Source organism: Actinoplanes sp. NPDC021490, from assembly GCF_055562135.1.
In genome coordinates this window covers 178020-200576 of sequence record NZ_JBVHFW010000003.1, presented here as the reverse complement: position 1 = coordinate 200576, position 22557 = coordinate 178020, and the positions used below count along the sequence as shown (strand labels likewise).

At 71.4% G+C, this 22557-nt stretch carries 24 protein-coding genes; 10 read left to right on the top strand and 14 right to left on the bottom strand.

The features are described 5' to 3' along the window. Positions 1 to 122 precede the first annotated feature (122 nt). Positions 123 to 1481 (bottom strand): DUF1996 domain-containing protein, encoded by a 1359-nt coding sequence (locus ACZ3I4_RS09230; protein ID WP_465381381.1) that lies wholly within the window; start codon positions 1479 to 1481, stop codon positions 123 to 125. A gap of 368 nt (positions 1482 to 1849) precedes the next feature. Here ACZ3I4_RS09230 and ACZ3I4_RS09225 point away from each other — a divergent pair, with 368 nt between their 5' ends. The 4 genes from ACZ3I4_RS09225 to lexA all read left to right on the top strand — a co-directional run bounded on the left by ACZ3I4_RS09225 (position 1850) and on the right by lexA (position 4928). Continuing rightward, a complete protein-coding gene (locus tag ACZ3I4_RS09225) occupies positions 1850 to 2551 on the top strand; it encodes an ANTAR domain-containing protein (RefSeq protein ID WP_465381380.1) in 702 nt (233 codons plus the stop codon). A gap of 183 nt (positions 2552 to 2734) precedes the next feature. Continuing rightward, positions 2735 to 3529, top strand: a complete 795-nt coding sequence (locus tag ACZ3I4_RS09220; RefSeq protein ID WP_465381379.1) for a SigB/SigF/SigG family RNA polymerase sigma factor — start codon at positions 2735 to 2737, stop codon at positions 3527 to 3529. Positions 3530 to 3546: 17 nt separating this feature from the next. After that, positions 3547 to 4239: an ANTAR domain-containing protein gene (locus ACZ3I4_RS09215; RefSeq protein ID WP_465381378.1), complete on the top strand. Its 693-nt coding sequence runs from the start codon at positions 3547 to 3549 to the stop codon at positions 4237 to 4239. Between the two features lie 47 nt (positions 4240 to 4286). After that, complete coding sequence (lexA, locus tag ACZ3I4_RS09210; RefSeq protein ID WP_465381377.1) at positions 4287 to 4928, top strand: transcriptional repressor LexA; 642 nt, start codon at positions 4287 to 4289, stop codon at positions 4926 to 4928. On the opposite strand, the gene ACZ3I4_RS09205 is transcribed toward lexA, so the two are convergent. The 8 genes from ACZ3I4_RS09205 to ACZ3I4_RS09170 all read right to left on the bottom strand — a co-directional run bounded on the left by ACZ3I4_RS09205 (position 4925) and on the right by ACZ3I4_RS09170 (position 13996). Beyond that, on the bottom strand, positions 4925 to 6376 hold the full coding sequence (locus ACZ3I4_RS09205; protein ID WP_465381376.1) for a GGDEF domain-containing protein: 1452 nt from the start codon (positions 6374 to 6376) through the stop codon (positions 4925 to 4927). The genes lexA and ACZ3I4_RS09205 overlap by 4 nt on opposite strands. A 125-nt stretch (positions 6377 to 6501) precedes the next feature. Continuing rightward, positions 6502 to 8937 carry a transglycosylase domain-containing protein gene (locus ACZ3I4_RS09200; protein ID WP_465381375.1) on the bottom strand — a complete coding sequence of 812 codons (2436 nt, stop codon included), beginning with the start codon at positions 8935 to 8937 and terminating at the stop codon, positions 6502 to 6504. A 787-nt stretch (positions 8938 to 9724) separates the two neighbouring features. Then, positions 9725 to 10486 carry an ABC transporter ATP-binding protein gene (locus ACZ3I4_RS09195; RefSeq protein ID WP_465381374.1) on the bottom strand — a complete coding sequence of 254 codons (762 nt, stop codon included), beginning with the start codon at positions 10484 to 10486 and terminating at the stop codon, positions 9725 to 9727. Further along, on the bottom strand, positions 10483 to 11451 hold the full coding sequence (locus ACZ3I4_RS09190; RefSeq protein WP_465381373.1) for a FecCD family ABC transporter permease: 969 nt from the start codon (positions 11449 to 11451) through the stop codon (positions 10483 to 10485). Before ACZ3I4_RS09190 ends, ACZ3I4_RS09195 begins: the two co-directional genes overlap by 4 nt. Positions 11452 to 11465: 14 nt before the next feature. Then, positions 11466 to 12233 carry a class I SAM-dependent methyltransferase gene (locus ACZ3I4_RS09185; protein WP_465381372.1) on the bottom strand — a complete coding sequence of 256 codons (768 nt, stop codon included), beginning with the start codon at positions 12231 to 12233 and terminating at the stop codon, positions 11466 to 11468. Next, positions 12230 to 13168: an ABC transporter substrate-binding protein gene (locus tag ACZ3I4_RS09180; protein ID WP_465381371.1), complete on the bottom strand. Its 939-nt coding sequence runs from the start codon at positions 13166 to 13168 to the stop codon at positions 12230 to 12232. Before ACZ3I4_RS09180 ends, ACZ3I4_RS09185 begins: the two co-directional genes overlap by 4 nt. A gap of 71 nt (positions 13169 to 13239) precedes the next feature. Beyond that, positions 13240 to 13620: an SRPBCC family protein gene (locus ACZ3I4_RS09175; protein WP_465381370.1), complete on the bottom strand. Its 381-nt coding sequence runs from the start codon at positions 13618 to 13620 to the stop codon at positions 13240 to 13242. Between the two features lie 19 nt (positions 13621 to 13639). After that, a complete protein-coding gene (locus ACZ3I4_RS09170) occupies positions 13640 to 13996 on the bottom strand; it encodes a hypothetical protein (protein ID WP_465381369.1) in 357 nt (118 codons plus the stop codon). A gap of 42 nt (positions 13997 to 14038) precedes the next feature. On the opposite strand from ACZ3I4_RS09170, the gene ACZ3I4_RS09165 reads away from it, so the two are divergent. Continuing rightward, positions 14039 to 14620, top strand: coding sequence for an NAD-dependent epimerase/dehydratase family protein (locus ACZ3I4_RS09165; protein ID WP_465381368.1), 582 nt, complete (start codon positions 14039 to 14041; stop codon positions 14618 to 14620). A gap of 18 nt (positions 14621 to 14638) precedes the next feature. Here the strand turns inward: ACZ3I4_RS09165 and ACZ3I4_RS09160 are convergent, their stop codons facing one another. Continuing rightward, positions 14639 to 15139 (bottom strand): YbhB/YbcL family Raf kinase inhibitor-like protein, encoded by a 501-nt coding sequence (locus ACZ3I4_RS09160; protein ID WP_465381367.1) that lies wholly within the window; start codon positions 15137 to 15139, stop codon positions 14639 to 14641. A 76-nt stretch (positions 15140 to 15215) separates the two neighbouring features. Between ACZ3I4_RS09160 and ACZ3I4_RS09155 the strand changes: the two genes are divergently transcribed. The 4 genes from ACZ3I4_RS09155 (at position 15216) to ACZ3I4_RS09140 (ending at position 17943) form a co-directional block, all read left to right on the top strand. Next, a complete protein-coding gene (locus ACZ3I4_RS09155; RefSeq protein ID WP_465381366.1) occupies positions 15216 to 15854 on the top strand; it encodes a GntR family transcriptional regulator in 639 nt (212 codons plus the stop codon). 138 nt (positions 15855 to 15992) lie between these two features. After that, positions 15993 to 17144: a GAF domain-containing sensor histidine kinase gene (locus tag ACZ3I4_RS09150; RefSeq protein ID WP_465381365.1), complete on the top strand. Its 1152-nt coding sequence runs from the start codon at positions 15993 to 15995 to the stop codon at positions 17142 to 17144. Between the two features lie 66 nt (positions 17145 to 17210). Further along, a complete protein-coding gene (locus ACZ3I4_RS09145; protein ID WP_465381364.1) occupies positions 17211 to 17567 on the top strand; it encodes a PRC-barrel domain-containing protein in 357 nt (118 codons plus the stop codon). Positions 17568 to 17667: 100 nt separating this feature from the next. After that, positions 17668 to 17943, top strand: coding sequence for an SCO0607 family lipoprotein (locus tag ACZ3I4_RS09140; protein ID WP_465381363.1), 276 nt, complete (start codon positions 17668 to 17670; stop codon positions 17941 to 17943). Positions 17944 to 17988: 45 nt separating this feature from the next. Here ACZ3I4_RS09140 and ACZ3I4_RS09135 read toward each other — a convergent pair whose 3' ends face one another. The 4 genes from ACZ3I4_RS09135 to ACZ3I4_RS09120 all read right to left on the bottom strand — a co-directional run bounded on the left by ACZ3I4_RS09135 (position 17989) and on the right by ACZ3I4_RS09120 (position 21762). Next, a complete protein-coding gene (locus ACZ3I4_RS09135; RefSeq protein WP_465381362.1) occupies positions 17989 to 19209 on the bottom strand; it encodes a PEP/pyruvate-binding domain-containing protein in 1221 nt (406 codons plus the stop codon). Beyond that, positions 19206 to 19748, bottom strand: coding sequence for a transcriptional regulator (locus tag ACZ3I4_RS09130; RefSeq protein WP_465381361.1), 543 nt, complete (start codon positions 19746 to 19748; stop codon positions 19206 to 19208). The genes ACZ3I4_RS09135 and ACZ3I4_RS09130 overlap by 4 nt, the downstream gene beginning before the upstream one ends. Further along, a complete protein-coding gene (locus ACZ3I4_RS09125) occupies positions 19745 to 20824 on the bottom strand; it encodes a TetR/AcrR family transcriptional regulator (RefSeq protein WP_465381360.1) in 1080 nt (359 codons plus the stop codon). The genes ACZ3I4_RS09130 and ACZ3I4_RS09125 overlap by 4 nt, the downstream gene beginning before the upstream one ends. A gap of 110 nt (positions 20825 to 20934) precedes the next feature. Further along, complete coding sequence (locus tag ACZ3I4_RS09120) at positions 20935 to 21762, bottom strand: LysR family transcriptional regulator (protein WP_465381359.1); 828 nt, start codon at positions 21760 to 21762, stop codon at positions 20935 to 20937. A gap of 70 nt (positions 21763 to 21832) precedes the next feature. Here ACZ3I4_RS09120 and ACZ3I4_RS09115 point away from each other — a divergent pair, with 70 nt between their 5' ends. Continuing rightward, positions 21833 to 22552 carry an SDR family NAD(P)-dependent oxidoreductase gene (locus ACZ3I4_RS09115; RefSeq protein ID WP_465381358.1) on the top strand — a complete coding sequence of 240 codons (720 nt, stop codon included), beginning with the start codon at positions 21833 to 21835 and terminating at the stop codon, positions 22550 to 22552. The last annotated feature ends 5 nt before the right edge of the window (positions 22553 to 22557 follow it).

Here is a 22557-nt window from a genome sequence, read left to right as displayed (position 1 = left end):
CGTACCCCCTGCCGTTGTCTCGACAGGAACCCGAATCGGTCGCCGGCGCCCCGGGTTGAGCAATTCCGGCCGCCACCTACTGAGCGACGGGCGGCGCTCCGGGGAGCGCCGCCCTCACAAACCTAGAAGTCGCCGTTGGTGTTGCACTTGGCCTTCTGGGTCAGGCAGTTCTTGACCCGCTCCGACTGGGCCCGGTTGTCCCAGGCCATGAAGGCGTCGCCGTGCATCGACGAGGCCATGCCGGAGGCCAGGCGGAAACCGGCCGGGCTGCCGCTGGTGGGGTAGGAGATGAGGAAGGACAGGTTGGGGATGGCCACCGGGTAGTCGCCGCGGCAGGCGCCGTCGTAGCTGTAGGACACGTGCGCCTTGTGGGTGGGGCTGTCCAGGTTGCGGCCGTCCCAGCAGTCCTGGAAGACCAGGTGGAACATCAGCACGGCGGTGGGGGCGCAGACCGGCCAGTTGCCGTCGGAGCTGCGGCCGATCTCGCCGCCGGGGCCGGCGCAGTAGAACGCGTTGACCGAGCCCGCGGGCGTCGGGGTCTGCAGACGGGCGTCGCCGGCGATCATGCGGAAGCCCTGGGGGAAGGGCACCGTGGCCGACGGGTCGGTCAGGCGGGAGCCGTAGTAGACGACCACGTCCTTGGGTTCGATCGCCCGGTCGTTCTCGTACAGGCTGGGGATCCAGTACGCGGACAGGTCGGGCGACGGGCGGCAGGTGGTGCCCGCGTTGGCCAGCAGGGTGCGCGTGGTGGCGTACGCGTCGGTGCTCTTGTTGCCGAGGAAGGTGTGCATGTGGGAGGCGCCCGGCATGCCCGGGAAGATGATCGGGTCGTCCGGCCGGGAGTGGCTGTAGGCGCAGGTCGCGTTGAATTCGGGCACGCGCACCGAGTTGGCCGGCACGGGCCGTGGGGTCAGCGCCCGGAACTCGGCCAGCTGGGCGTTCCAGGTCGCGGCGTCGACCGGCACCCAGCCGTCGCCGCCGCCGGTGCTGCCGGACCCGAATGAGAACCAGTTGACGTTCACGAAGTCACCGCCGGTGGTGTTGCGCAGCACCGCGAACACGGTCTGGGCGCCGGTCGGGTGCGAGGCGGCGGTCGCGGTCAGGGTGGTCCAGGCCTGCCAGCCGCCGGTCGACGTGATCGCGAACTGGGTCAGCAGCGGCCCGGTGGCCGAGCCGGTGCGCAGCTCGATCCGGCCGGTGCCGACAGCCGAGGCGACCCGGACCGAGACGGTGAGCGAACCGGCCGGGCCGAGGTCGACGCCGTCGTACCGCAGCCAGTCGCCTTCGGCCAGGTAGGCGAGGTTCTGCCCGCCGCCGGTGTCGGCGGTCGGTTCGGCCTGGGCGCCGGACTGCGCGGCGTACGCCTCGGCCTGCACGGTCACGGTGGCGGCGCGGGCCGGACCGGGCGGGGCGGCGAGGATGCCCGCGGCCGCGGCGAGAGTGGCCGCCAGCAGAACGCGGATTCGTGGGGATGAACGCATGACGCTCCCTTCGGGGGGAGAGGGGGAAGGGGTGCCCCGGAGTATCAATGCCGGGGAAGCGCTCTCTCAACATTGACGCTCGCTGATCACCGCCATGTGCGGAAACGAGCACTGATTCCCGGGAAGCGCTTTCCCTGAGTAGCGACGAGCGGCGACGAGGGATGCTGAGTGGCGATCCGGAGGTAGGTGTGCGACCACTTCGATCCGGTGGGTAATATCGGTCCCTGCGGTCGGCCTCGCTCGAGGACCGGCCGTCCTGCGTCAAGCAGCGGCGCAAAACGGGACTCTCCGGTCTTTTCCGATCCCGTCCACCCGCCCGTACAGGCCGCCGCCGCGGCCCGCTCCGCTGCAAGGACTGTTCGACATCCATGACGCACGACCCGAACGCCTTCGCGTTGCTGGGACAGGTCCGATTCGAGGACACGAACCTGGCCGGCCTCCTCGAACGCGTGGCCGCGCTCGCCCGCGAAGCGATACGAACCGCCGAGGCGATCTCCATCACCCTGATCGGTGAGGCCGGCGCGTACACCGCGGCCTCCACCGCGGACCTGGCGCTCCGGCTCGACCTGCTGCAGTACGAGCAGCGCCGTGGACCATGCCTGCAGGCCGCGACCGAGCTGGTCACGGTCTCGGCCCCGGACACCGGCGTGGACGACCGGTGGGGCCCCTGGGCGCCCCGCGCGGCGTCGGCCGGGGCCGGCAGCGTGCTGTCGATCGGGCTGCCCATCACGGCCGGGCTGACCGGCGCGCTGAACATCTACGGCGGCCCGCCGCATGCGTTCGGCGACGAGGAGACCGTACGGGCGGAGACCTTTGCGGCTTATGCGTCGGTCATCGTGGCCAATGCGCACCTGTTCTACAGCGCCGTGTTGCTCGCCTCACAGCTGCAGGAGGCGATGGGCAGCCGCGCCGTGATCGAGCAGGCCAAGGGCGTGATCATGGCCCAGCGGCGGTGCACGGCCGACGAGGCGTTCGGCTATCTGACCAAGGTTTCGCAGGACAGCAACCGCAAGGTGCGCGACGTCGCGGCGGCCGTCGTCGCCGACATCAGCCGCAACCCTTCCGGCTGACCGGCTGACGCCGACTCGTCCTTTCGGCTGGCATACCCCTGCTCGTTCGGGTACCGTCCGGGCTATCGGTCAAGAAGGCGCCGACTCTCGACGTGCGGTTACGCCGTCGCGGTTCGACGCGCCTTTTGCTGGTGTCTGCCGCACGTCGCGAACCACACGGGATGCGCTGGCGAAGGAGACACCGTGACCGTAACCACCCGACCGGCTGGACGACGCACGTTCGAGGTGACGGACGAGGACAGGCGCGCGACCGCGCTCATCGAGGCGCTGGCAGCCCTGCCGGAGGACCACCCCGACCGGCCCGCCCTGCGCAAGCAGGCGATCGAGGCCTGGCTGCCGATGGCGCAACGCCTCACCCGGCGTTATGCCAACCGCGGCGAGCCGTTCGACGACCTGCTCCAGACGGCCACGATCGGCCTGATCAAGGCGATCGACGGCTTCGACGCCACCCGGGGCGTCGACTTCACCGGATACGCCATTCCCACCGTCCTCGGTGAGATCAAGCGCTACTTCCGGGACCGCTCGTGGACGCTGCGCATCCCGCGCCGGCTCCAGGAGCTGCGGATGGCCATCGGGCACGCCCGCACCGAACTGGAGAACAGGCTCACCCGCGCCGCCACGGTCGCCGACATCTCGGCCTACCTGGGCGTGGGCGAGGAGGAGATCCTCGAGGCGCTCGAGGCGGGCCACGCCTACCGTCCCGATTCGCTGAGTTCCCCCGTACGGGATAGGGAAGACCTGACGCTGGGTGACACCCTCGGTGGCGAGGACCGCGGATATGCGCTGGCCGAGTTCGGCGCGGCGCTGCCGCCCGCCATGGACACCCTGACCGAGCGTGAGCGCACCATCGTGATTCTGCGCTTCTACGGCGAGCTCACCCAGTCCGCGATCGCCGAACGGACCGGAATCTCGCAGATGCACGTCTCGCGGCTGCTCACCCAGGCCCTGGGCAAGCTGCGCGCGCAGATGGACGGGTAGGGCGATACCTTAGGGGAATGACCGATTCCCAGGCGGCGCTGGCCGAGCTCGGACGCATCCGGTTGAGTGAAGTGCCGCTCGACCAGGTGCTGTTGCGGGTGGCCACGCTCGCCCGGGATGCGGTCGGCGCCGACGAGGCCTCGGTAACCCTTGTCGGCGCCAAGAGCGCCGGCAGCGCCGCCTACACCGGCGATCTCGCCAAGATGCTCGACGAGTGGCAGTACGAGAACGAGGGCGGTCCCTGTCTCGAGGCGGCCGCCTCCACCGTGACCCTCTCCATTCCCGACGCCACCCGCGAGGAGCGCTGGCCGGGATACATCAGCCGGGCGGTCGACGCGGGCGCGCGCAGCCTGCTGTCGATCGGCCTGCCGGTGCAGGAGGCGGTGACCGGCTCGCTGAATTTCTACGCCCTGCGCGAGGCCGCGTTCGACGACCATGCGATCACGGTCGGGCAGACCTTCGCCGGGTACGCCGCGGTCGCACTGGCCAACGCCCAGTCGTACGACTCGACGGCCACCCTGGCCCGCCAGATGCGCGAGGCGATGGAGCACCGGGCCACCATCGAGCAGGCCAAGGGCATCATCATGGCCGAACAGCACTGCACGCCCGACGAGGCGTTCGCCCGGCTGAGCAAGCTCTCCCAGCACGCCAACCGCAAGCTGCGGGAGGTAGCGGCCGCCCTGGTCGCCCAGGCCTCCCAGCCCCGCTGACGGCGCGCCTGCGTGACCCGGGGACCGGGGTGCCGCAAGATCACTGGGTGCTGATGGATGAGGACTACTACGACACGTCGACGCTGACCGAACGACAGCGGCAGATCCTCACCGTCATTCAGGACTGGGCCCGGCGGTACGGGTATTCGCCGTCCACCCGCGAGATCGCCGACGCGATCGGCCTCGCCTCGACGTCGTCGGTCGGCCGGCACCTGCGCGCGCTCGAGGAGGCCGGGTTCCTGCGCCGGGGGCGGGCGACCAGGCCCATCGACGTACGCATGTTCCTGCAGCCGGTGCCGCATCAGCGCGCCGAGTCGACCGTCGGGGTGCCGGTGCTGGGCGACATCGCGGCCGGCACGCCGATCCTGGCCGAGCAGAACTCCGACGAGGTGCTGCCGCTGCCGCGCGACCTGGTCGGCCGGGGCAACCTGTTCGGCCTGCGAGTGCGGGGCGACTCGATGATCGACGCGGCGATCTGCGACGGCGACATCGTCGTGGTCAAGCAGGGACACGAGGCGTACAACGGCGACATCGTGGCCGCCATGATCGACGAGGAGGCGACCGTGAAGGTCTACCGCCGTCGTGGAGGCCACGTCGTGCTCGAGCCGCGCAACCGGGCGTACGAGAACATCGACGGTGACCGGGCCGTGGTCCTCGGCAAGGTGGTCTCGGTCCTCCGCCGTACTTAGCCCTTTACACCCGTCGGCTGCTGCGCCGTGCAGATCCGGTCGCGGCCGGCGGCCTTGGCGGCGTACAGGGCCGAGTCGGCCCGGGCGACCAGCTCGTCGGCGGTCTCCTCGAAGTCCCACTCGGCCAGGCCGGCCGAGAAGGTCTGGCCCTCCGGCGTCACCGGGCGCAGCCGCTCGAGCACGGCCGCCGCCTCCGGCAGCGACAAGCCGGTCAGCAGCAGGATGAACTCCTCGCCGCCGTAGCGGGCCAGCAGGTCGTACGCGCGCAGCTGACCCGACCAGGCCTGCGCGGCCGCCTTGAGCAGGCGGTCGCCGGCCGGATGCCCGTACGTGTCGTTGAAGGCCTTGAAGTGGTCGAGATCCACCATGCCGACGACGACGGAAATCCGGTCGACCGAGGCCTTGCGCAGGAAACCCGGGAACTCCTCGGCCCAGACCCGCCGGTTGGGCAGCCCGGTCAGCTCGTCGCGGCGGGACAGCTCGCGCACCAGCCGGCCCTGCCGTTCGGCCTGCTTGAGCAGCTGGGTGAAGCGAACCATGACGAGCAGGAACATGATCGCCGAGCCGATCCCGATCGCCAGCCCGTCGACGATGCCGCCGGTCAGGTCCTGCGTGATCAGCAGAGCGGGCGACATCAGCATGGCCAGCGTGAGCACGGCCAGCTGTCGCCGGCTCAGCTGGTGGGCCGCGCCGGCGCCGTCGCCCTCGCCCCGCACCCGCGGCCAGAGGACGGCCAGGGTCAGCAGGAGCAGGGACAGCAGGTAGTCGGCGTTGATCAGCCGGGCCGTGAACCAGGAATCGGCCCAGGCCTCGTTGACCGTGCGTAGCACGACCCAGGCGCAGTCCCCGGCCAGATAGCCGCCGATCGCGACCGCGACCATCACCGGCGCCCGGCGGCCCTCCCGCCCGTTACTGCGGGCCAGCAGGATCGTCATCGTCAGCAGCACCAGATCGGCGATCGGGTACGCGGCCGAGACGAGCCGGATCACCGTCGCCGTGGTGCCGTCACGCAAGACCGGCGCGATCGCGTACGACCAGGCGATCAGCCCGATGCCGGAGGTGACGGTGAGCGCGTCGACCAGGGCGGCCCAGTCGGTGCGCCGGCGCGTCTGCCGGATCATCAGGGCCAGACCGGTCGCCATCGCCGGATAGAAGGCCAGGAAGAGCCAGTCGGCCGGGCCCGGCTCGGCACCTTCCGGGAAGGGCAGGGTGGCCAGCGTCGTGCAGAGCAGGCCGAGCGCGAAGAACAGCCACGGCGCCCGGTCGCCGGCCGGCACCCGCCGCAGCCCGGCAAGCAGGCCCGTGAGGATCGAGGCCTGGATGCCGGCCTGGAAGCCGGTCTCGATGGCCGCGCCCGCGGGCGCGGCCACATAGACCACGACGGCCGCCACGATCACCGCGGCGAACGCCGGCCAGGCCTTGCGCTCAGCCCCGGCTTTCGTGTTCACAACGTGAGAGCCCGTCCGTGAAGTGGTCGCAAACGTCGTCGCGGATCACTTCGGCAGCCTGGACGAAGCTATGAGTCCCCGGTCACTATCTGGGATTGCTCTGTTGCCGTACGTGACTAAACATGCTAGTTGCGGCCGTTCCCATTGCCGCCGTTGCCGTTGCCGTTGCCGTTCCCGCCGTTGCCGGCTCCGGTGCCGCCGGGGACTCCGTTGCCGGGGTTGCCCGGCCCGTTGATCGGCGGGGTGACCGTGCCGCCCGGGTTGTTGGGGTCGACACCCGGCGGGCAGACGGTGCCGCCCAGGATGCAGCCGTTGTCCGGGGGCTCGGGCAGCGGGTCGAGGCCGTTGCCCTTCTTGTTCGGGTCGCCGACCTGCACGTCCGGCGGGAAATCGGTCTTCTCGGCGTCCAGGGCCTTGTTGGCCAGGTCCATGAAGACCTTCCAGGTGTCGCCCGGGGTCGAGCCGCCGGTCATGCCCTTCTTGCTGTTCGGCTTGTAGATCGGCAGAAGCTGCATCTGGTTCTTGACCTGCTTCTCGCGGCCGATCCAGACCGTGGCGGCCAGATGGGGGGTGCCACCCACCCACCAGGCGTCGCCGTTCTGGCCGCTCTTGCCGTCCTTGTACTCCCAGGTGCCGGACTTGCCGATCGCGTGGTAGCCGCTGCGCAGGTTCTGACCGTTCTTGCCCGGGATCTTCTGCAGCACGGTGTCGATCGAGGCGACTACGCCCGGGTCGAAGGCCTGGGTGAACTTGACCCGCTCGGTGTGGACCGTCTTGAACTTGCCGGTCTTCTCGTCCCGCTCGGCCACCGACTTCACGAAGTGCGCCTTGATGTAGCGCCCCTCGTTGGCCAGCGTGGCCACGCCGTTCGCGTGGTCGAGCGCGGTGATCGCGTACTGGCCGTAGCCGATCTCGTTGCCGTACTGCTTGAGCTCGTCGCCCTTGGTCTTGGTGAGGTCGACCCGGGCGCCGATCTTGGTCGGGCTGGAGATGTACTGGATGCCGGCCTTGTGTGCCGCCTCGGCCACCTTGTCGGGGCCGAGCGCCGCGGCCAGGTGGTAGAAGGGGAAGTTGTACGACTGGATGGTCGCCTCGTCGAGCGGGCAGCGCCGCTTGTCACACGAGAAGTTCGTGCGGCTCGAGTTGTTGATCGCGTCGCCGCCGACCTTCTTGGCCTCGGAGTCCCACGTCGTGTTGAAGCCGTAGCCGTCGCTCAGCGCGGCCAGCAGCGTGTAAATCTTGAAGGACGAGCCCGGCGGGCGTCCGCCGCCGATGAAGTCGCCGTCGTCGTTGTAGTTCGGGCCCGCGTAGTCCCAGCCCACACCGTCCGGGCCGCCGTAGTAGCCCATCACGTGGCCGTTGGCCGGGTCGATGGCGACGAGCGCGGTCTTGTACGACGCGTCGAGCTTGCGCAGCGGAGACTTCTTGCTGGTGCGCATGGCGGCGGTCTCGGCTGCCGCCTGCACGCCCGGGTTGATCGTGGTGGTGATCCGCAGGCCGCCGCTCTTCTGCTTCTCGTCGCTGATGCCCATGGCACGCAGCTCCTGCTTGACGTACTTGACGATCTTGCCGGTGGCCTTGTTGTTGCCGCAGGACGTGCGGCACGCGTCCGGGTCGAACTTCGCGACGGTCGGATACGCGGCCGGCTTCGTCTTGATCCAGCCCTTTTCGAGCATGTTGTTGATCGTGTAGTCCCACCGGATCTTCGCGTCGGTGGGGTTCTTCTGCGGGTCGTAGCCCTGATGCGTCGCGGACGGCTCGGGCTGCTTGATCACCGAGGCGATGACCGCGGCCTCGGCGGCGGTGATCGCGCCCTTCTGGCCGGGCGGGGTCAGCACCGACCGGCTCGGGCCGAAGTACGCCTTCACGGCGGCCTCGATGCCGTAGGCGCCGCGCCCGAAATACACCGAGTTCAGATAGCGGCCGAGGATCTCGCCCTTGGAGTACTGGTCCTCCATCTTGCGGGCGATCACGGCCTCGCGAAGCTTGCGGTTGTAGCTGATCTCCTTGAGCTCGGCGGCGTGCCGCGCGTACTGCTGGGTGATCGTCGAGGCGCCCTGCTGATCGCCGCCGGTGAAGTTGTTCCAGGCCGCGCGGGCGATGCCCTTCATGTCGATGCCGTTGTGGTCGAGGAAGTTCTTGTCCTCGGCCGCCATGACCGCCTGGCCGATGACCGGGTTGATGCTCGCGTACGGCACCTGCTGGCGGGTCGAGTTGCCGATGGTCGCGATCTGCGTCTTGTTGTCGGCCGCGAAGATCTGGGTGACCTGGTCCTCGGCCTTGGGCTCGGTGAACTTCACGTCGTCGAAGAAGTAGGCCCCGCCGACCACGCCCGCGCCGAGCAGGATGACGAGCACGGCCGCGGCCACGGTGAGCAGGTTGGTGCGGCGGCGCTTCTTGAGAGCCTTCTTGTCCTTGGCGCGCGGGGGTTCCGCACCCGCGGGCTTGGGCCGCACCGCGGCGCGGGCCACGGCGCCGCTCGCGCTCTTGCCGGCGACGGGTGCCGCCCCGACGGGGGCCGCGCCGACCGACGCGCGCCCGCCCACCGGCGCCGCTCCCACGGACGCCGACCCCACGGAGGCGCGAGCGCCCACCGAGGCCGAGCCCACGGATGCCCGGCCGCCTGCGGGAACAGGGCTGGCACTGCCCCGCACGGGGGCCGAGCCGGAACCGGGCACGCTGGCCCGGGCGCTCGCAGACTGCGGATCGCCGTAGGGGTTCATCTGTCCTCGTCGTCGCTGAAGTGGATCTCTTTACTACACGACTTTGTCAAGACCGGACAATAAGTCGCGCGCTTGATGATGCCGAGCTTCGGGAAGCCATGGTAAGGGTGAGCGGCGTCTGTCCGGGGGGAGAGATTCATCCTTGTGGTTCCGCGACGCGGTCGTGGCCAAGCCGGTCAGCTGCGGTTCCGGGGCCGGTGAGGGTTCGGGAGCGGTCGATGGCCGGTCGGTGCGGATTGTCGTCGTCGCGCTCGGATGAGGGCCGGGCGGGGCTTTGCGCGGGGTCTCGTAAAGGGGGCCTGGCCTCGGCAATCATGATGTCCGCGGGTCGGGGGGACGGCGCGCTCGCGTATCGGGAGTGGTAAGCGCCACACTGGCGCTCGGGTCCGCCTTTCGGCCCCCTTAAGTCCACCAAAACGGCCGTAACCGGACAAACAGGGTTGGATTTAGTTTGAGGCGCTGGTCGGCGCGTCGCCGGTTTCGTGAAAAAGGAAGTAACCGACGAAGGCCCTGCCGTGGTGCGTATCCGACTGTTTCCCATGCGCGGCCCACCCTTCCGGGGGTAACCCCCACCCTTGAACAGCGGCGCGCTCACCATAGGCCGTCGCCGGTGCCGGACCCCGAGTTATCCACAGGCCAGGCGTTGTCCACAGGTCAGCAGCACCCGGAGGCGGCCCGCGGCATCATGTGTCACCTCGGCGGCCACGCCGAACACCGCAGCGATCCGGGACGGGGTGAGCACCGATGCGGGTGGACCGATGCCGACGATCCGGCCGGCGTCCAGCAGGACGATCCGGTCGCAGTACTGCGCGGCCAGATCCAGGTCGTGGAGGGCGGCGACCACCGTGACCGGCAGGCGGGTCAGCTCCTCCAGCAGGGCGAACCGGTGCCGGATGTCCAGGTGGTTGGTGGGCTCGTCGAGCAGCAGCACGTCGGGCTGCTGGGCCAGCGCCCGGGCGATGGCGACCCGCTGGCGTTCGCCGCCCGAGAGGGTGGGCCACGCGCGCCCCTGCCAGCCGGTCAGGCCGACCCGGGTCAGGGCGTCCGCGACGAGCGCCAGGTCGGCGGCGGTGACCGCGGCCAGGCGGGCCCGGTGGGGGATGCGGCCCAGCAGCACCACGTCGGCGACGGTCATGTCGGCGTCGTCGGGAGTGTGCTGCAGCACCACGGCCACGTGGCGGGCGAAGGTTCGCCGCGGCGGGGTGGCCCCGTCGAGCAGCACCCGGCCGTCCTCCGGGCGGTTCAGGCCGGCCAGGGTGCGCAGCAGGGTCGACTTGCCCGAGCCGTTGGGGCCGAGCAGGCCCACGATGCTGCCGGATGAGGCGTCGAAGGTGATGTGGTCGAGGAAGGGCAGGCGTTGCGAGATGTCGACGGCCGAGAGCTTCATCGGGTTCTCCGGAACAACAGGGCGAACACCGGCACGCCCAGCAGCGCCGTGACGACACCGACGGGCAGTTCCTGCGGGGCGAAGGCGGTGCGCGCGGCGGTGTCGGCCCACACCAGCAGGACGGCCCCGGCCACAGCGCTCATCGGCAGCAGCCGGCGGTGGCGCGAGCCGGTGAGACGGCGTACGAGATGGGGGACGGTGAGGCCGACGAAACCGATCGCGCCGCTCGCCGCGACGAGCACGGCGGCCAGCAGGGCGGTCGCGGTGAACAGCAGTGCCCGGACGCGGGCGGGGGAGAACCCGAGCGACTGGGCCACGTCGGCGCCGAACGAGAAGGCGTCCAGCGCGGGGGCGCAGGCCCAGCAGACGAGCAGCACGGCCCCGCACAGCGCCGCGCACAGGGCGACCGACGGCCACGAGGCGGCGGTCAGCGAGCCGAGCAGCCAGAACAGGGTGGAGCGGGTGCTGTCCGGGCTCGCCGCGGCGATCATCACCAGGCTGGTGAGGGCGCTGAAGAGCTGGGCCGTGGCCACGCCGGCGAGCAGGATCCGGGAGGGCTGGGTCCAGCGGTGGCCCGCGAGCAGCAGGGCGACGGCGAACGCGGCGGCGCTGCCGGCGAACGCGCCCGCCGACAGCGCCACGGCCCCGCCGCCCAGGCCCAGCACGAGCACGGCGACCGCGCCGGTGGAGGCGCCGGCCGAGATGCCGAGCAGGTACGGGTCGGCCAGCGGGTTGCGGGTCAGCGCCTGCAGCACGGCCCCGCACACGGCCAGGCCGGCTCCGACGAGGGCGGCCAGCAGCACGCGGGGCATGCGCAGGTCCCACACGATGCTGTCGGCCAGCGGGGGCAGGGGGCGTACGGGGAACCCGAGGTGGGCCGCCACCGACCGGAGCACCTCGCCCACAGACAGGTCGGCCACGCCGATGGTGACGGCGGTGGCGATGCTCAGTCCGAGCACAGCCACCGCCAGGACGATCCTCACCGGCGGGCGAAGACGACATAGTCGTCGAGGTACTGCCAGACGGTGCCCGTCTCCGGGAAGCCGGCCGCGCGCAGAGCCGCCAGGTGGAACTCGAGCGGTGACAGCGGCTGCGGCGGGCGGTCGGCGAAGCGCTTCTCGCGCTCGGGGAGCAGAGCGGCCAGTTCGGGCTCCTCGGCGGCCAGCGCATACCAGGCGGCGTAGTCGAGGGCGCCGGCCGCGAAGTCGCCGGCCTGGGTGCGGGCGTCGTGACGTTCCGAGATCGAGAACAGAGTGGGGGAGCGGTCGTCGAAACGGAGGTGGTCGGCATTCATCAGGACGCCTCCGGGCGGCAGGAGCGACGCGGCGTCGCGATAGACGGCGAGCAGCTCGGCGGGAGAGAGCCAGTGCAGCGCGGTCGAGCTGAGAACCGCGTCGAACGGGCCGGGGGCGACCAGCGACGGCCACAACGGCGAGGTCAGATCGGCGTCGACGATCCGGAGCCGGTTCCCGTACGGGGAAAGGGCGCGCTCGGCGATGCGCAGCAGCATCGGGTCGTAGTCGACGGCGGTGACGGTCACGCCGGGGAACGTGGACAAGACACGCTGCGAGATCGCGCCCGGGCCGCAGCACAGATCGAGCACGCGCAGGTCGTCGCGGTCGAAGTGCAGGCGCAGCACGTCGAGCATGGCCAGGAAACGGTTCTCGCGGTGGGCTACGTACGCGGTCTGCTGCTTGTCCCACGCAATGAGCAGCCGCTGCGCCGACGAGACGGAAAGGGCGGTCACAGCGCCGCCCCGACCAGCTCGACGGCGCTCACGCTGCGTACCGACGGGTCCAGGGACGAGCCGGGCACGGTGATGAACCGGCCCGCCTTGACCGCGTCCAGCTGCGAGGTCACCGGGTTCGTACGGAGGAAATCGATCTTTGACCGGGCGCTGTCGCCGTCGCCACCGCGGGACAGGTCGGCCACGACGATCCAGGCCGGGTTGCGGGTGGCGATCTGTTCCCAGTTGCCGGCGGGCCAGGTCTGGCGAGCGTCGGCGTAGACGTTGATCAGCCCCAGCTGCGAGCTGATCGCGGCCGGGACGCCACCCGGCCCGGCCACGTACGGGGTGCTGGTGCCCGAGTAGTACCAGAGGACCGACGCCGGGTCGTGGGTCCGCGCCACCGCCGCGGCGAGACGCGCCTTCTGGTCGGCCACGAGCGTGGCGCCGCGGCCGGCCACACCAAAGACGGCCGCCACTTCCTCGATCTCCTGGAAGATGCCGTCGAACGAGAAGTTCTGCGGCGAGGACTCACAGGCGAAGCGCGACAGGTACGCGGGCACGCCCAGCCCGGCCAGGTCGGCGCGCGGGCCGGCGGCGTCGGGGGCGTAGGCCGACGTGAAGGTCGAATAGACGAAGTCGGGCCGCGTCTCGAGCACCTTCTCGCGCGACGGGTAGAGCTTGGCCAGCACCGGCACACTCGCGTAGGCGTCCGACAGCGAAGCAAGCACGGGGTCGGTCTGGTAGCTGGTGCCCGCCATCCGGTCGGCCAGCCCGAGGCTGAGCAGGATCTCGGTGGCGTTCTGCTCCATGGTGACGGCCCGCGCGGGCGGCGCCGGGACGGACAGCGGCCGCCCGCAATTGGTGATCGTGGTGGACGAGGCGGAGGCGGCCGGTGCCACGGCCGGGGCGCATCCCGCCAGGGCCACTACGGCGATAGCCGAAATGAAACTCATTTTCACGAGAGCGAACCTAGGCCGGTCCGGGAACGGGGGTCAAAGCGTCACCTGCGCATATGAGCAGCGGCTTATTCGCTGACCAGCTTCCGCAGCGCGAGCCGGGCCGGCAGCACATAAGCCAGCACGATCGGTGCGGACCCGCGCAGGGTCAGCGTGGTCCGCGTTCCCTCCGCGACCGCCTCGACGCGATGCCCCAGCTCCATCTGGATGCCGGCCACCCGGACCATCCACGACCACGACTGTGGCGGCGAGACGCGCACGATGACGAAATCGACCCGTACGCCCAGCGGGCCGCGCACCACTCCGGCGGTGTGGTCGCGCAACGTCGGGGAGGCGTACTCGACCGACCGGATCTGCGGCGACCACTCGGGCCAGCGCGCCGGCCGCACGTACCGGTCCCACACATCCCCGGCGTCGCGAGGGCCGGTGGCTTCCAGATCGCGGCGCATCAGCTCGTCGCGCCGCCGCTCACTTGATGCCGGCCTTGGCGTCCAGCTCCTGCAGCAGGTCGTGGGCGGCCAGTTCGATGTCCTTGTGCCGCCATTCGGAGGCCCGATAGACACAGGCGATCAGGCCCGTACGATGCAGCCGCCGCAGATCGCCGTAGACGAAGGCGTAGCGGGCCTTGGTCTCGTCACCCGCGCCTTCGGTCAGGCCGAGATGCCAGGCGCCGTACTCCTCGAAGGAGTGCTTGTCGAGATAGGAGTTCTCGGCGTCGGCGCGCGGCTGCACGCTGCCCCAGTCGCTGTCCAGCACGTACTGGCGGGCCGCGATCAGTTCCCGGGCCCGCCGTACCGCCGCGTCATTGACCTCGTATTTGGCCATGCGGGTCCCTTACCCCCGGCCGCGCCGATCTAGGCTCGCCCGGTGCGGATCTTCCTGGCCGGTGCGACCGGCGTCATCGGGCAACGACTCGTCCCCCTCCTGACCGGCGCGGGTCATGTCGTGGGTGGCATGACCCGCTCGCCGGCCAAGACCGGGGCGGTTGTCGCGCTGGGCGCCGAGCCGATCACTTGTGACGTCTTCGACCGGGACAGGCTTGTTGACGCCGTACGCCTCTTCGCGCCCGACGTGATCCTCAACGAGCTGACCGACCTGCCCGACGACGCCGCGAAGATCGCCGAGCATCAGGCGCTGAACGGCCGGATCCGTGCCGAGGGCACGCGGAACCTGGTCGCCGCCGCCCGCGCGGCCGGTTCGCCGCGCCTGCTCTCCCAGTCGATCGCCTGGCCGGCCGCCCCCGGGCCGGGCGCCGACGGAGTGGCCGCTCTGGAGCGCGAGACCCTGGCGTACGGGGGAGTGGTTCTTCGATACGGCCAGTTCTACGGTCCCGGCACCTTCTACGAGGGTGAGCCGCCGGCCGAGCCGCGCATTCGGATCGACCGGGCCGCTTCCCGTACGGTCGAATTGCTCGACGCACCCTCCGGCACCGTGGTGATCGTCGACTGACCGGCCCGGCCCTCGAGGTCAGGAGGCCGGGGTCTCGGCCGTGGCGACGATCGTGGCGCGGCCCAGGATGTGACCCGCCATCGTGAAGCCGAGGATCGCCGGGGTGGCATCGGCCGGCACCCCGATGTCCTCGACGTCCAGGGCGTGCACGGTGATGAAGTAGCGGTGCGGACCGTGACCGGCCGGCGGGGCCGCGCCGATGAACTGCGGCAGCCGGGCGTCGTTGGGCAATTGGTAGGCCGGTTCCGGCAGGGCCTGCGCCCCCTCGGGCAGGGACGTGACTGCGGCCGGGATGTTGGCGACCGCCCAGTGCCAGAACCCGGAACCGGTCGGGGCGTCCGGGTCGTAGACGGTCACGGCGTAGCTCTTCGTGCCCTCCGGGGCGCCGGTCCAGCTGAGCTGCGGCGACCGGTCCTGACCCGACATCTGGGCCGGGGGCAGGGCCTCGCCGTCCTTCACCGACGTGCTGGTGAGGGTGAAGGCGGGCACCTCGGGAAGGCGTTCGAACGGGTTGTTCATGTCTGCTCCGTCTCTGCTTTCGTGTCTCAGTCGATTAATGTACAGATAATCGATTATCTTGGGTAGGGTGATCAGCATGACAGCGTCCGAGAAGGTCTACGCGTCGCTGCGGACGGCCGTGCTGCACGGGGAGTTCGAGCCACGGCAGGCGCTGAAGCCGCAGGAACTGGCGACGCGCCACGGCGTGAGCCTGGCCGTCGCGCGCGAGGCCCTGCTCCGTCTGGTCGGGGAGGGTCTGGCCGACCGCCTGCCCAACCGGGGTTTCGCCGTGCCGGCCACCGGTGCCGGACGCTGGCAGCAGATCGCCGAGGCCCGCGCCATCATCGAGCCGGCGGCGCTGCGGCTGGCCGTCGAGCGCGGTGACCTGGAATGGGAGGCGGCCGTGCGGGCCGCCCATCACCGCCTGGCCGGCACCCCGTTCTTCGACCGCGAGGGGGACAGCCACCTCAGCGACGCATGGCACGAGGCGCACCGCCTGTTCCATCGCACCTTGCTGGCCGCGTGCGGCAACGACGTGCTGCTGGAAACCTTCGACCGCCTCTGGACGGCCGGGGAACTGGCCCGGCGCTGGTCCGTCCGCGGTGACCCGTCCCGCGACGCCGCCGCCGAGCATCAGGCTCTGGAGGAGGCGGCCCTGGCCCGCGACGGCGCTCGGGCCGCCGAGCTCCTGCGCTGCCACGTCCTGCGAACGGCCGAGGCCCTAGCCCGTTCCTAGCCTCCTAGGATGCTTTAGCGGATGTGCGGTGCCGGTTCGCTCCCCGGCTGCACCGGAGGGGGTTCTGCAGCGGGCGGGCGGGTGGCCGATGAATCTTGCTGTCCAGGGAGAATCGTCGGCGGGGGATGAGAAGCGATGGTGTCGTTCAGCATCGAGCCGCGGCATGTGGCGGCGGGAAGCTATCGGTCTGCGGTCTCGGATGTGCCCGAGGTTCTCGAGCTCGTCGCCGACGTGTGCCAGGCGCCCATGGTCGCGCTGAAGGTGGCCGACGAGGCCCACGCGCACTTCGCGGCGACGCTGGGCATGCCGATGGCGGTCGACGTGCCCAAGTCGCGATCGTTGTGCGACATCGTCGCCGGGCGCAACGACGCCATGGTGGTCGACGACGCGTCGCACGATCCGCGGCTCGCCGATCACCCGCTGGTGTCGGGTTCGGCGCACGTCAACTTCATCGCGGCCGCCCCGCTGCGGCACGACGGGCACATCGTCGGGGCGCTGTGCGTGTTCGACAACGGCCGCCGCGGTCTCGACGCCGACACCACCCGCCGCTACCTGGAGCGTCTCGCCCGCCGGGTCGACGCCGAGACGGGTCTGCGGCATCTGCTGGACAACCGCTCGCCGCTCGAACTGGCCGGCCAGGAGGACATGCTCGCGACGATGTCGCACGAGTTCCGAACCCCGCTGAGCGCCATCCAGGGCTACATCGAGCTGCTCACCGGTGTGCCGGGGGCGGTCCCGCCCGCGTTCGCCCGCCAGCTCGACGCGATCAGCCGCAACGCCGGCCGCCTCGGCCGTACGGTCGACACCCTGCTGCGCGCCGCCCAGCAGCACCACCAGGAGCCCGTCGGTGATCGCCGCACGGTCGACCTGACGTGTCTCACGGCGTCGGTGGCGGCCGCGCTCGGCCTGGCCGGGTCGCGGATCGTGCTGGAGGGCCCCGGACGTCCGATTTCCGTGTACGCCGACCCGCAGCTGCTCGAGGTGGCGATCGGTCACCTGCTGAGCAACGCCCTCGGGTACAGCCACGCTGACCAGCCGGTGACCGTGTCGCTGACCGACGGACCGTGCCCCGCTGTCGAGATCCGCGACCACGGCCCCGGTCTGGGCGAGCAGGAGCTGACCCAGCTCGGCATGCCGTTCTTCCGGGGCGCCGACGCCCGCCGCAACGAGTCGCCGGGCATGGGTCTGGGCCTGGCCGTGACCCGCCGGATCATTCAGGCTCAGGGCGCCGATCTGACCTTCTCGAGCCCGGTCGGCGGCGGTCTGACCGCCCGCATCGTCTTCGGCTGAGGCCCGTCCGGCCCGGTTGTGCGAGCGTGCCGTTTCACTGCAGGCCAGGACGGGCATCTGAGGCGCATGTTCCCCGCTGAAAACCTGCGTGACTGGCGCGGCGAGAAAGTCATCGACCCCGACGGCGACAAGATCGGCGAATTGGAAGCGGTGTACGTCGACACCGCCACCGACGAGCCGGCGTTCGCCACCGTACGCATCGGCTTCATCGGCCGGCACCGCCTGGCCTTCGTGCCGCTGGGCGGCGCCACCGTCCGGCCCGACGCCGTCCGGGTGCGTTACGGCAAGAAGCTGATCGGCGACGCGCCGACGATCGAGGTCGACGGCGAGCTGACCGCCGCCGACGAGCCGGGCGTCTTCGCCCACTACAACTTGCCCTACCAGACCGGCCAGGCCGGCGAGCGCCGCCTGGCCCGGCGCTGAAAGCCGCCGTCCGCTCGCCCTGAGCTGACGGCAAGCCACAGCAGGTGCGGCTCCGGTTCAGGGGTGACGGGTGCGGCGGGAATCCGGGAGAATCGCGGGCATGAGCTTGCGCCGCCCCGCCGCCCTCGCGCTGGTCGCGTCCAGTGTGGCCCTGCTGCTCGGCGGTTGCATGAAGGACGCCATCTGCGGATCCGACGACTACCCGGTCCTGCAGACCGGCGGCAGCGGCCGCCAGTGCGTCCCCAAGGACGAGGAGCCGCCGGCCGGTTTCTCGCGTTTCCCGGACGGCCAGGAGCCCAAGCACGTCGACGACGAGTGGGACGTCTATTGGCGGACCCACACCGTCGACAAGTCCGGCGCGGTCACGTCCCAATAGACCACGCGCCACGCGTTTCGGCCTACGCCGTCCAGTGGTGGTGGGCTACGGCGGTGGCTGGCCGGACCACTTCAGTAGGCGGCGCAAGTGTGGGTCGGCGGTGCCGGGGGTGGCGCCGGGGTCGCCCAGGGCTATCTCGCCGGAGCTGCCGTCGATGGTGATCAGCGTGCCGGGGGTCAGGGCGGTGAGGTCGGTGGTGCCTACGACGGCGGGCTTGCCGAGGGAGCGGGCCACTACCGCGGCGTGACTGGCCAGGCCGCCGCGGGCGGTGACCACTCCGGTGGCGGCGGCCAGGCCGTGCATGTCGAGCGGTGAGGTGACCGGGCGGACGAGGATGGCGGGGCCGGGCATGTGGACGGCTTCGTCCGCGGTGTGGGTGACCCGGCCGGTGGCCACGCCGGGGGAGGCGCCGCGACCGCGGGCCAGGACGGTGGCGGGCCGCATCCGGGGTGTGGCGGCCGCGCGCAGTTGGTGCGGGGTGAGACGGCCTACGGCGTCGGCGCGGGTGATGAGGCCCTCGTCGGCGAGGTCGACGGCGACGCGTACGGCGGCGCGCGGGGTGAGGCCGCCGGGGCGGACCTGCAGCAGCCACAGCCGGCCCGACTCGAAGGTGAACTCGACGTGGCAGGCGTCGCGGTAGTGCTGTTCGGCGCGGGTCAGGGCCGCGGTCAGGCCGGACCACACGCCCGGTTCGCGGCCGGCCAGCTCGGCCAGCGGCAACGTGTTGAACTCGCCCGACACGACGGCGTCGCCGCGCCGGCCGAAGAGCACGTCTCCGTACGGGGTGGGGTCGCCGGTGCCGGGGTCGCGGCTGAAGGCGACGCCGCTGCCGCTGTGCTCGTCGCGGTCGCCGTGGACCATGGCCTGGACGATCACCGCCGTGCCCAGGTCGTGCCGGATGCCGTGCAGTTCGCGATAGGTGACGGCGCGCGGGGTGTTCCACGACTCGAACACCTCGCGGACGGCGGGTGTGACCGGCCCGCGGACGTCGAGGACGGTGTTCATCATGCCGGGCATCGACACGGCCGCCCCCGAGCGCACCGACACCGCTGAAGCCCCGAGGTCTTGGGCGGCGGTCTCGAGCCCGTCGGGAAGCCGGCCGTCGCGCAGGAAGTCGCGGCACGCGCCGGCGCCGATGACGAAGGCGGGCGGCACCGGCAGGTCGAGGCGCAGCAACCGGACCAGGCCGTGCGCCTTCGCCCCGATCGAGCCGGCGGGCTCGTCGAGCGCGCGGTCGAGCGGCCACCACGCGGCGGGGGTGGTCATGTGCGCGGGATTCCGAGCGTGACCAGCAGATCTTCGTGCAGCTGGAACCAGACCACGTGGTACGAGGTCATGCTGTCGGTCAGCTCCTCCATCGCCCCGCCGCGGGCCCGTTGCAGCGCCGCGTCGAGCCGTTCCCGGTAGCTCCCGAGCCGGGGCAGCGCGCCGAGGACCGGGCGGACGCGGCGGTTGAGGTCGGCGAAGCGGTCCAGCACACGGCCGGGGTCGAGGGTGGCGTCGCGCAGCTGCCACATCGAGCACAGGTCGAGCAGTTCGGGGTTGAGGGTCAGGAACGTCTCGTACGCCGTGGTGACCGCGGCCCGCGCGCCGGCGGCATCGAGCTCGGCGGCCGCGGCCGAACAGGCGGCCGCTTTGCCTGTCTCGGTGAGCCCCCAGGCGCCCATCGAACGGGTGACCAGCCCGTCGACGGCCAGGTCGATCAGCTCGGATTCGGTCTCGGCCTCGGTCCGTCCGGCTGTGGCGGCGATCCGGGTCAGGTCGGCATGGCCGATGCAGCGCAGGGTGTGCAGCACGACGTTCATGGCGTCGCCCCGGCCGCCGCGTGCCCGGCCCCGCGGCCGTCGGCGCGGGCCACGATCTCGCCGGACCGCACGCGTACAGCGGACTCCGTGCCGGCCGCGGCCGGGGCGCCGAGGGCGGCGGCGAGGACGCCCCGGTCGTCGAGGACCAGGCGCAGCGAGGGCCGGACGCCGGGCCCGAAGACCTGGCGCAGGCTGGTCGTCAGGTCGGTGACGCGCAGGCGGACGAGGGCTCCGGTCTCGGCCGGGTCGTCGGTGACGAGCGCGAGGGTGACCACGTCGCCGGGGCGGGCCGCGCGCACGGCCTCCTCGGCGGCTTCGAGCCGGTCGGTGCCGAGTACGACGAGCACGCCGTCGTCGCCGAAGCCGGTCGGCCGGCCGCTGAGCTCGTCGGTCAGGTCGCCGGGCGGGCTCCACGGCTCGCGGACCGGGCGGGGCGGGGCGACGTACGGGAGGTGGGGTGGATTCCATTCATCGGTGAGCGGCAGCCCGGCCAGATGCCGGCAGGCCCGCGCGACGTCGAACGGGTCGCCGAACCCGGGTGCGGTCTCGGCCAGGTGGGCCGCGCCCTGCAGCAGCGTGAGGATCAGCTCGGCCAGCCGCACCCGCCGCCCGGTGTCGCGGGCCCGGCACGACTCGAGCGCGACGGCCAGCAGCATCGCCTCGAGCCGGGTGATCTGGGCCAGGGTGGCGCGGCCCGGGGAGTCGTCGACCACCCCGGTCAGCGACCGCGCGGCGAGGCGACCGGCTTCGGCTTCGTCGACGGCCAGCGGCAGGCGTTCCAGCCAGACCCGCGCGAACGCCTCGACGGCCGAGGCCAGATCGGCAGGATCATCGGCCGGGGCGGGGGCCGGTGATGGCTTCGCGGCGTGCGGGGAGAGGGAGTCGAGCAGGACGGCCAGGTAGAGCGAGCGCTTGCTGGGGAAGTTCGAATAGACGGCTCCGCGGGTCAGCTCGGCCCGCTCGGCTATCCGGTCGACCTTGGCCGCGGAATAGCCGAAGTGTGAGAACTCCCAGTGCGCGGAGGAGAGGACCGCCTCCTTGGTGCGCTCCTGCTGCTGTGCCCGGGTCAATCTCATGCGCGGCACGATACTCATGCCATCCCGATGATGGCAACATCCGAAATCTTAGCTACCGGAGTTGCGGGATGACGAAGTAGTGGGGGCAACGACGCCGGTGGCGAGCCCGCTCAGAGGCGGGTCGCGGCCAGGATCAGGCCGGCCAGGGTCCGGGAGCGGCTGTGTGGCGGCCAGGCGATCACCGTGGTGACCACCGGGGCGTCCAGCACCGGCACGGTGGCGATGTCGTCGCCGAGCTGGGCGCGGCACGATTCCGGCAGCACGGCCACGGCCCGGTCGAGGGTGATGAGCTGCAGCAACTGGGTGTGGTCGTGCACCTCGGGTCCGGCGCCGGGGGGATACACGCCGTCGCGGCCGGGCCAGCGTGGCAGGGGCAGGCCCGACAAGTCGGACATGCGGAGGTGGGGGCGCGAACTCAGGGGGTGGCCCGCGGGCAGCAGCAGCACCTGGCCCTCGGTGTTCAGCTCCTCGACGTCGAAGCCGGCCGTCGAGTCGAACGGCAGGTGCAGCAACGCCACGTCGGCCCGCCCGTCGCGCAGCAGTCCCTCCTGCTCACCGACCCGGCACAGCACCACGTCGACCGGCACCGAATCGGGCTCCGCGGCGTACGCGTCGAGCAGCTTGGCCAGGATCTCGCCGGCCGCCCCGGCCTTCGCGGCCAGCACCAGGCCGGGCTTGTGCGAGGCCCGCCGCGTGCGCCTCTCGGCCGCCTCGACCGCGTCCAGCGCCGCCCGGCCCTCGCGCAGCAGCACCGTGCCGGGCTCGGTCAGCGCCACCGCGCGGCTCGTGCGGGTGAACAGGTCGACTCCGAGGCGCCGCTCGAGCTGGCCGATCGCCCGGGACAGCGGCGGCTGCGCGATGCCGAGACGCTGCGCCGCCCGCCCGAAGTGCAGTTCCTCGGCCACGGCGACGAAATAGCGCAGCTCCCGCGTTTCCATACCCCCACGGTATCGCTGCCCACCCAAACGGTGTTGGCCGCTAACCCCGGCCGGGCGAACCATTCAAGGCATGAGCAATCAGACAACCGCGCTGGTCACCGGCGCGAACAAGGGCATCGGCTACGAGATCGCGGCGGGCCTCGGCGCGCTCGGCTGGGCCGTCGGTGTGGGGGCGCGGGACGACGTACGGCGGGAGGCCGCGGTCGAGAAGCTGCGCGCGGCCGGCGTCGACGCGTTCGGTGTGCCGCTGGATGTCACCGACGACGCCAGCGTCTCCGCGGCCGCGGCGCTGCTGCAGGACCGGGGCCTGGACGTGCTGGTCAACAACGCGGGCATCACCGGCGGCGGGCCGCAGGAGCCGACCCTGGTCGACCCGGCCACCATCCGCGCGGTCGTGGAGACCAACGTGATCGGCGTCGTGCGGGTGACCAACGCGATGCTTCCGCTGCTGCGCCGCTCGGCCGCCCCGCGCATCGTCAACATGTCGAGCACGGTCGGCTCGCTGACGATGCAGAGCGCGAACACCGACGCCACCGGGCCAGTCTCGGCGGCGTACTCGCCCTCGAAGTCGTTCCTCAACGCGGTGACGATCCAGTACGCCAAGGAGCTGCGCGACACGAACATCCTGATCAACGCCGGTTGCCCGGGCTTCGTGGCGACCGACCTCAACGGGTTCCGCGGATACCGCACGCCCGAGCAGGGCGCCCAGATCGCCATTCACCTGGCCACCCTGCCCGGCGACGGCCCGACCGGCGGCTATTTCGACGACAACGGCCCGATAGCGTGGTGACCGCG

Excerpts from the sequence above, each read along its gene's own strand:
- ACZ3I4_RS09155 (WP_465381366.1), top strand. The coding sequence starts at position 15,216 with ATGACAGCGTCCGAGAAGGTCTACGCGTCGCTGCGGACGGCCGTGCTG.
- ACZ3I4_RS09230 (WP_465381381.1), bottom strand. The coding sequence starts at position 1,481 with ATGCGTTCATCCCCACGAATCCGCGTTCTGCTGGCGGCCACTCTCGCC.
- ACZ3I4_RS09160 (WP_465381367.1), bottom strand. The coding sequence starts at position 15,139 with ATGAACAACCCGTTCGAACGCCTTCCCGAGGTGCCCGCCTTCACCCTC.
- ACZ3I4_RS09140 (WP_465381363.1), top strand. The coding sequence starts at position 17,668 with ATGAGCTTGCGCCGCCCCGCCGCCCTCGCGCTGGTCGCGTCCAGTGTG.
- ACZ3I4_RS09170 (WP_465381369.1), bottom strand. The coding sequence starts at position 13,996 with ATGGCCAAATACGAGGTCAATGACGCGGCGGTACGGCGGGCCCGGGAA.
- ACZ3I4_RS09135 (WP_465381362.1), bottom strand. The coding sequence starts at position 19,209 with ATGACCACCCCCGCCGCGTGGTGGCCGCTCGACCGCGCGCTCGACGAG.
- ACZ3I4_RS09125 (WP_465381360.1), bottom strand. The coding sequence starts at position 20,824 with ATGAGATTGACCCGGGCACAGCAGCAGGAGCGCACCAAGGAGGCGGTC.
- ACZ3I4_RS09225 (WP_465381380.1), top strand. The coding sequence starts at position 1,850 with ATGACGCACGACCCGAACGCCTTCGCGTTGCTGGGACAGGTCCGATTC.
- ACZ3I4_RS09180 (WP_465381371.1), bottom strand. The coding sequence starts at position 13,168 with ATGAGTTTCATTTCGGCTATCGCCGTAGTGGCCCTGGCGGGATGCGCC.
- ACZ3I4_RS09195 (WP_465381374.1), bottom strand. The coding sequence starts at position 10,486 with ATGAAGCTCTCGGCCGTCGACATCTCGCAACGCCTGCCCTTCCTCGAC.
- ACZ3I4_RS09120 (WP_465381359.1), bottom strand. The coding sequence starts at position 21,762 with ATGGAAACGCGGGAGCTGCGCTATTTCGTCGCCGTGGCCGAGGAACTG.
- ACZ3I4_RS09130 (WP_465381361.1), bottom strand. The coding sequence starts at position 19,748 with ATGAACGTCGTGCTGCACACCCTGCGCTGCATCGGCCATGCCGACCTG.
- ACZ3I4_RS09175 (WP_465381370.1), bottom strand. The coding sequence starts at position 13,620 with ATGCGCCGCGATCTGGAAGCCACCGGCCCTCGCGACGCCGGGGATGTG.
- ACZ3I4_RS09115 (WP_465381358.1), top strand. The coding sequence starts at position 21,833 with ATGAGCAATCAGACAACCGCGCTGGTCACCGGCGCGAACAAGGGCATC.
- ACZ3I4_RS09145 (WP_465381364.1), top strand. The coding sequence starts at position 17,211 with ATGTTCCCCGCTGAAAACCTGCGTGACTGGCGCGGCGAGAAAGTCATC.
- ACZ3I4_RS09215 (WP_465381378.1), top strand. The coding sequence starts at position 3,547 with ATGACCGATTCCCAGGCGGCGCTGGCCGAGCTCGGACGCATCCGGTTG.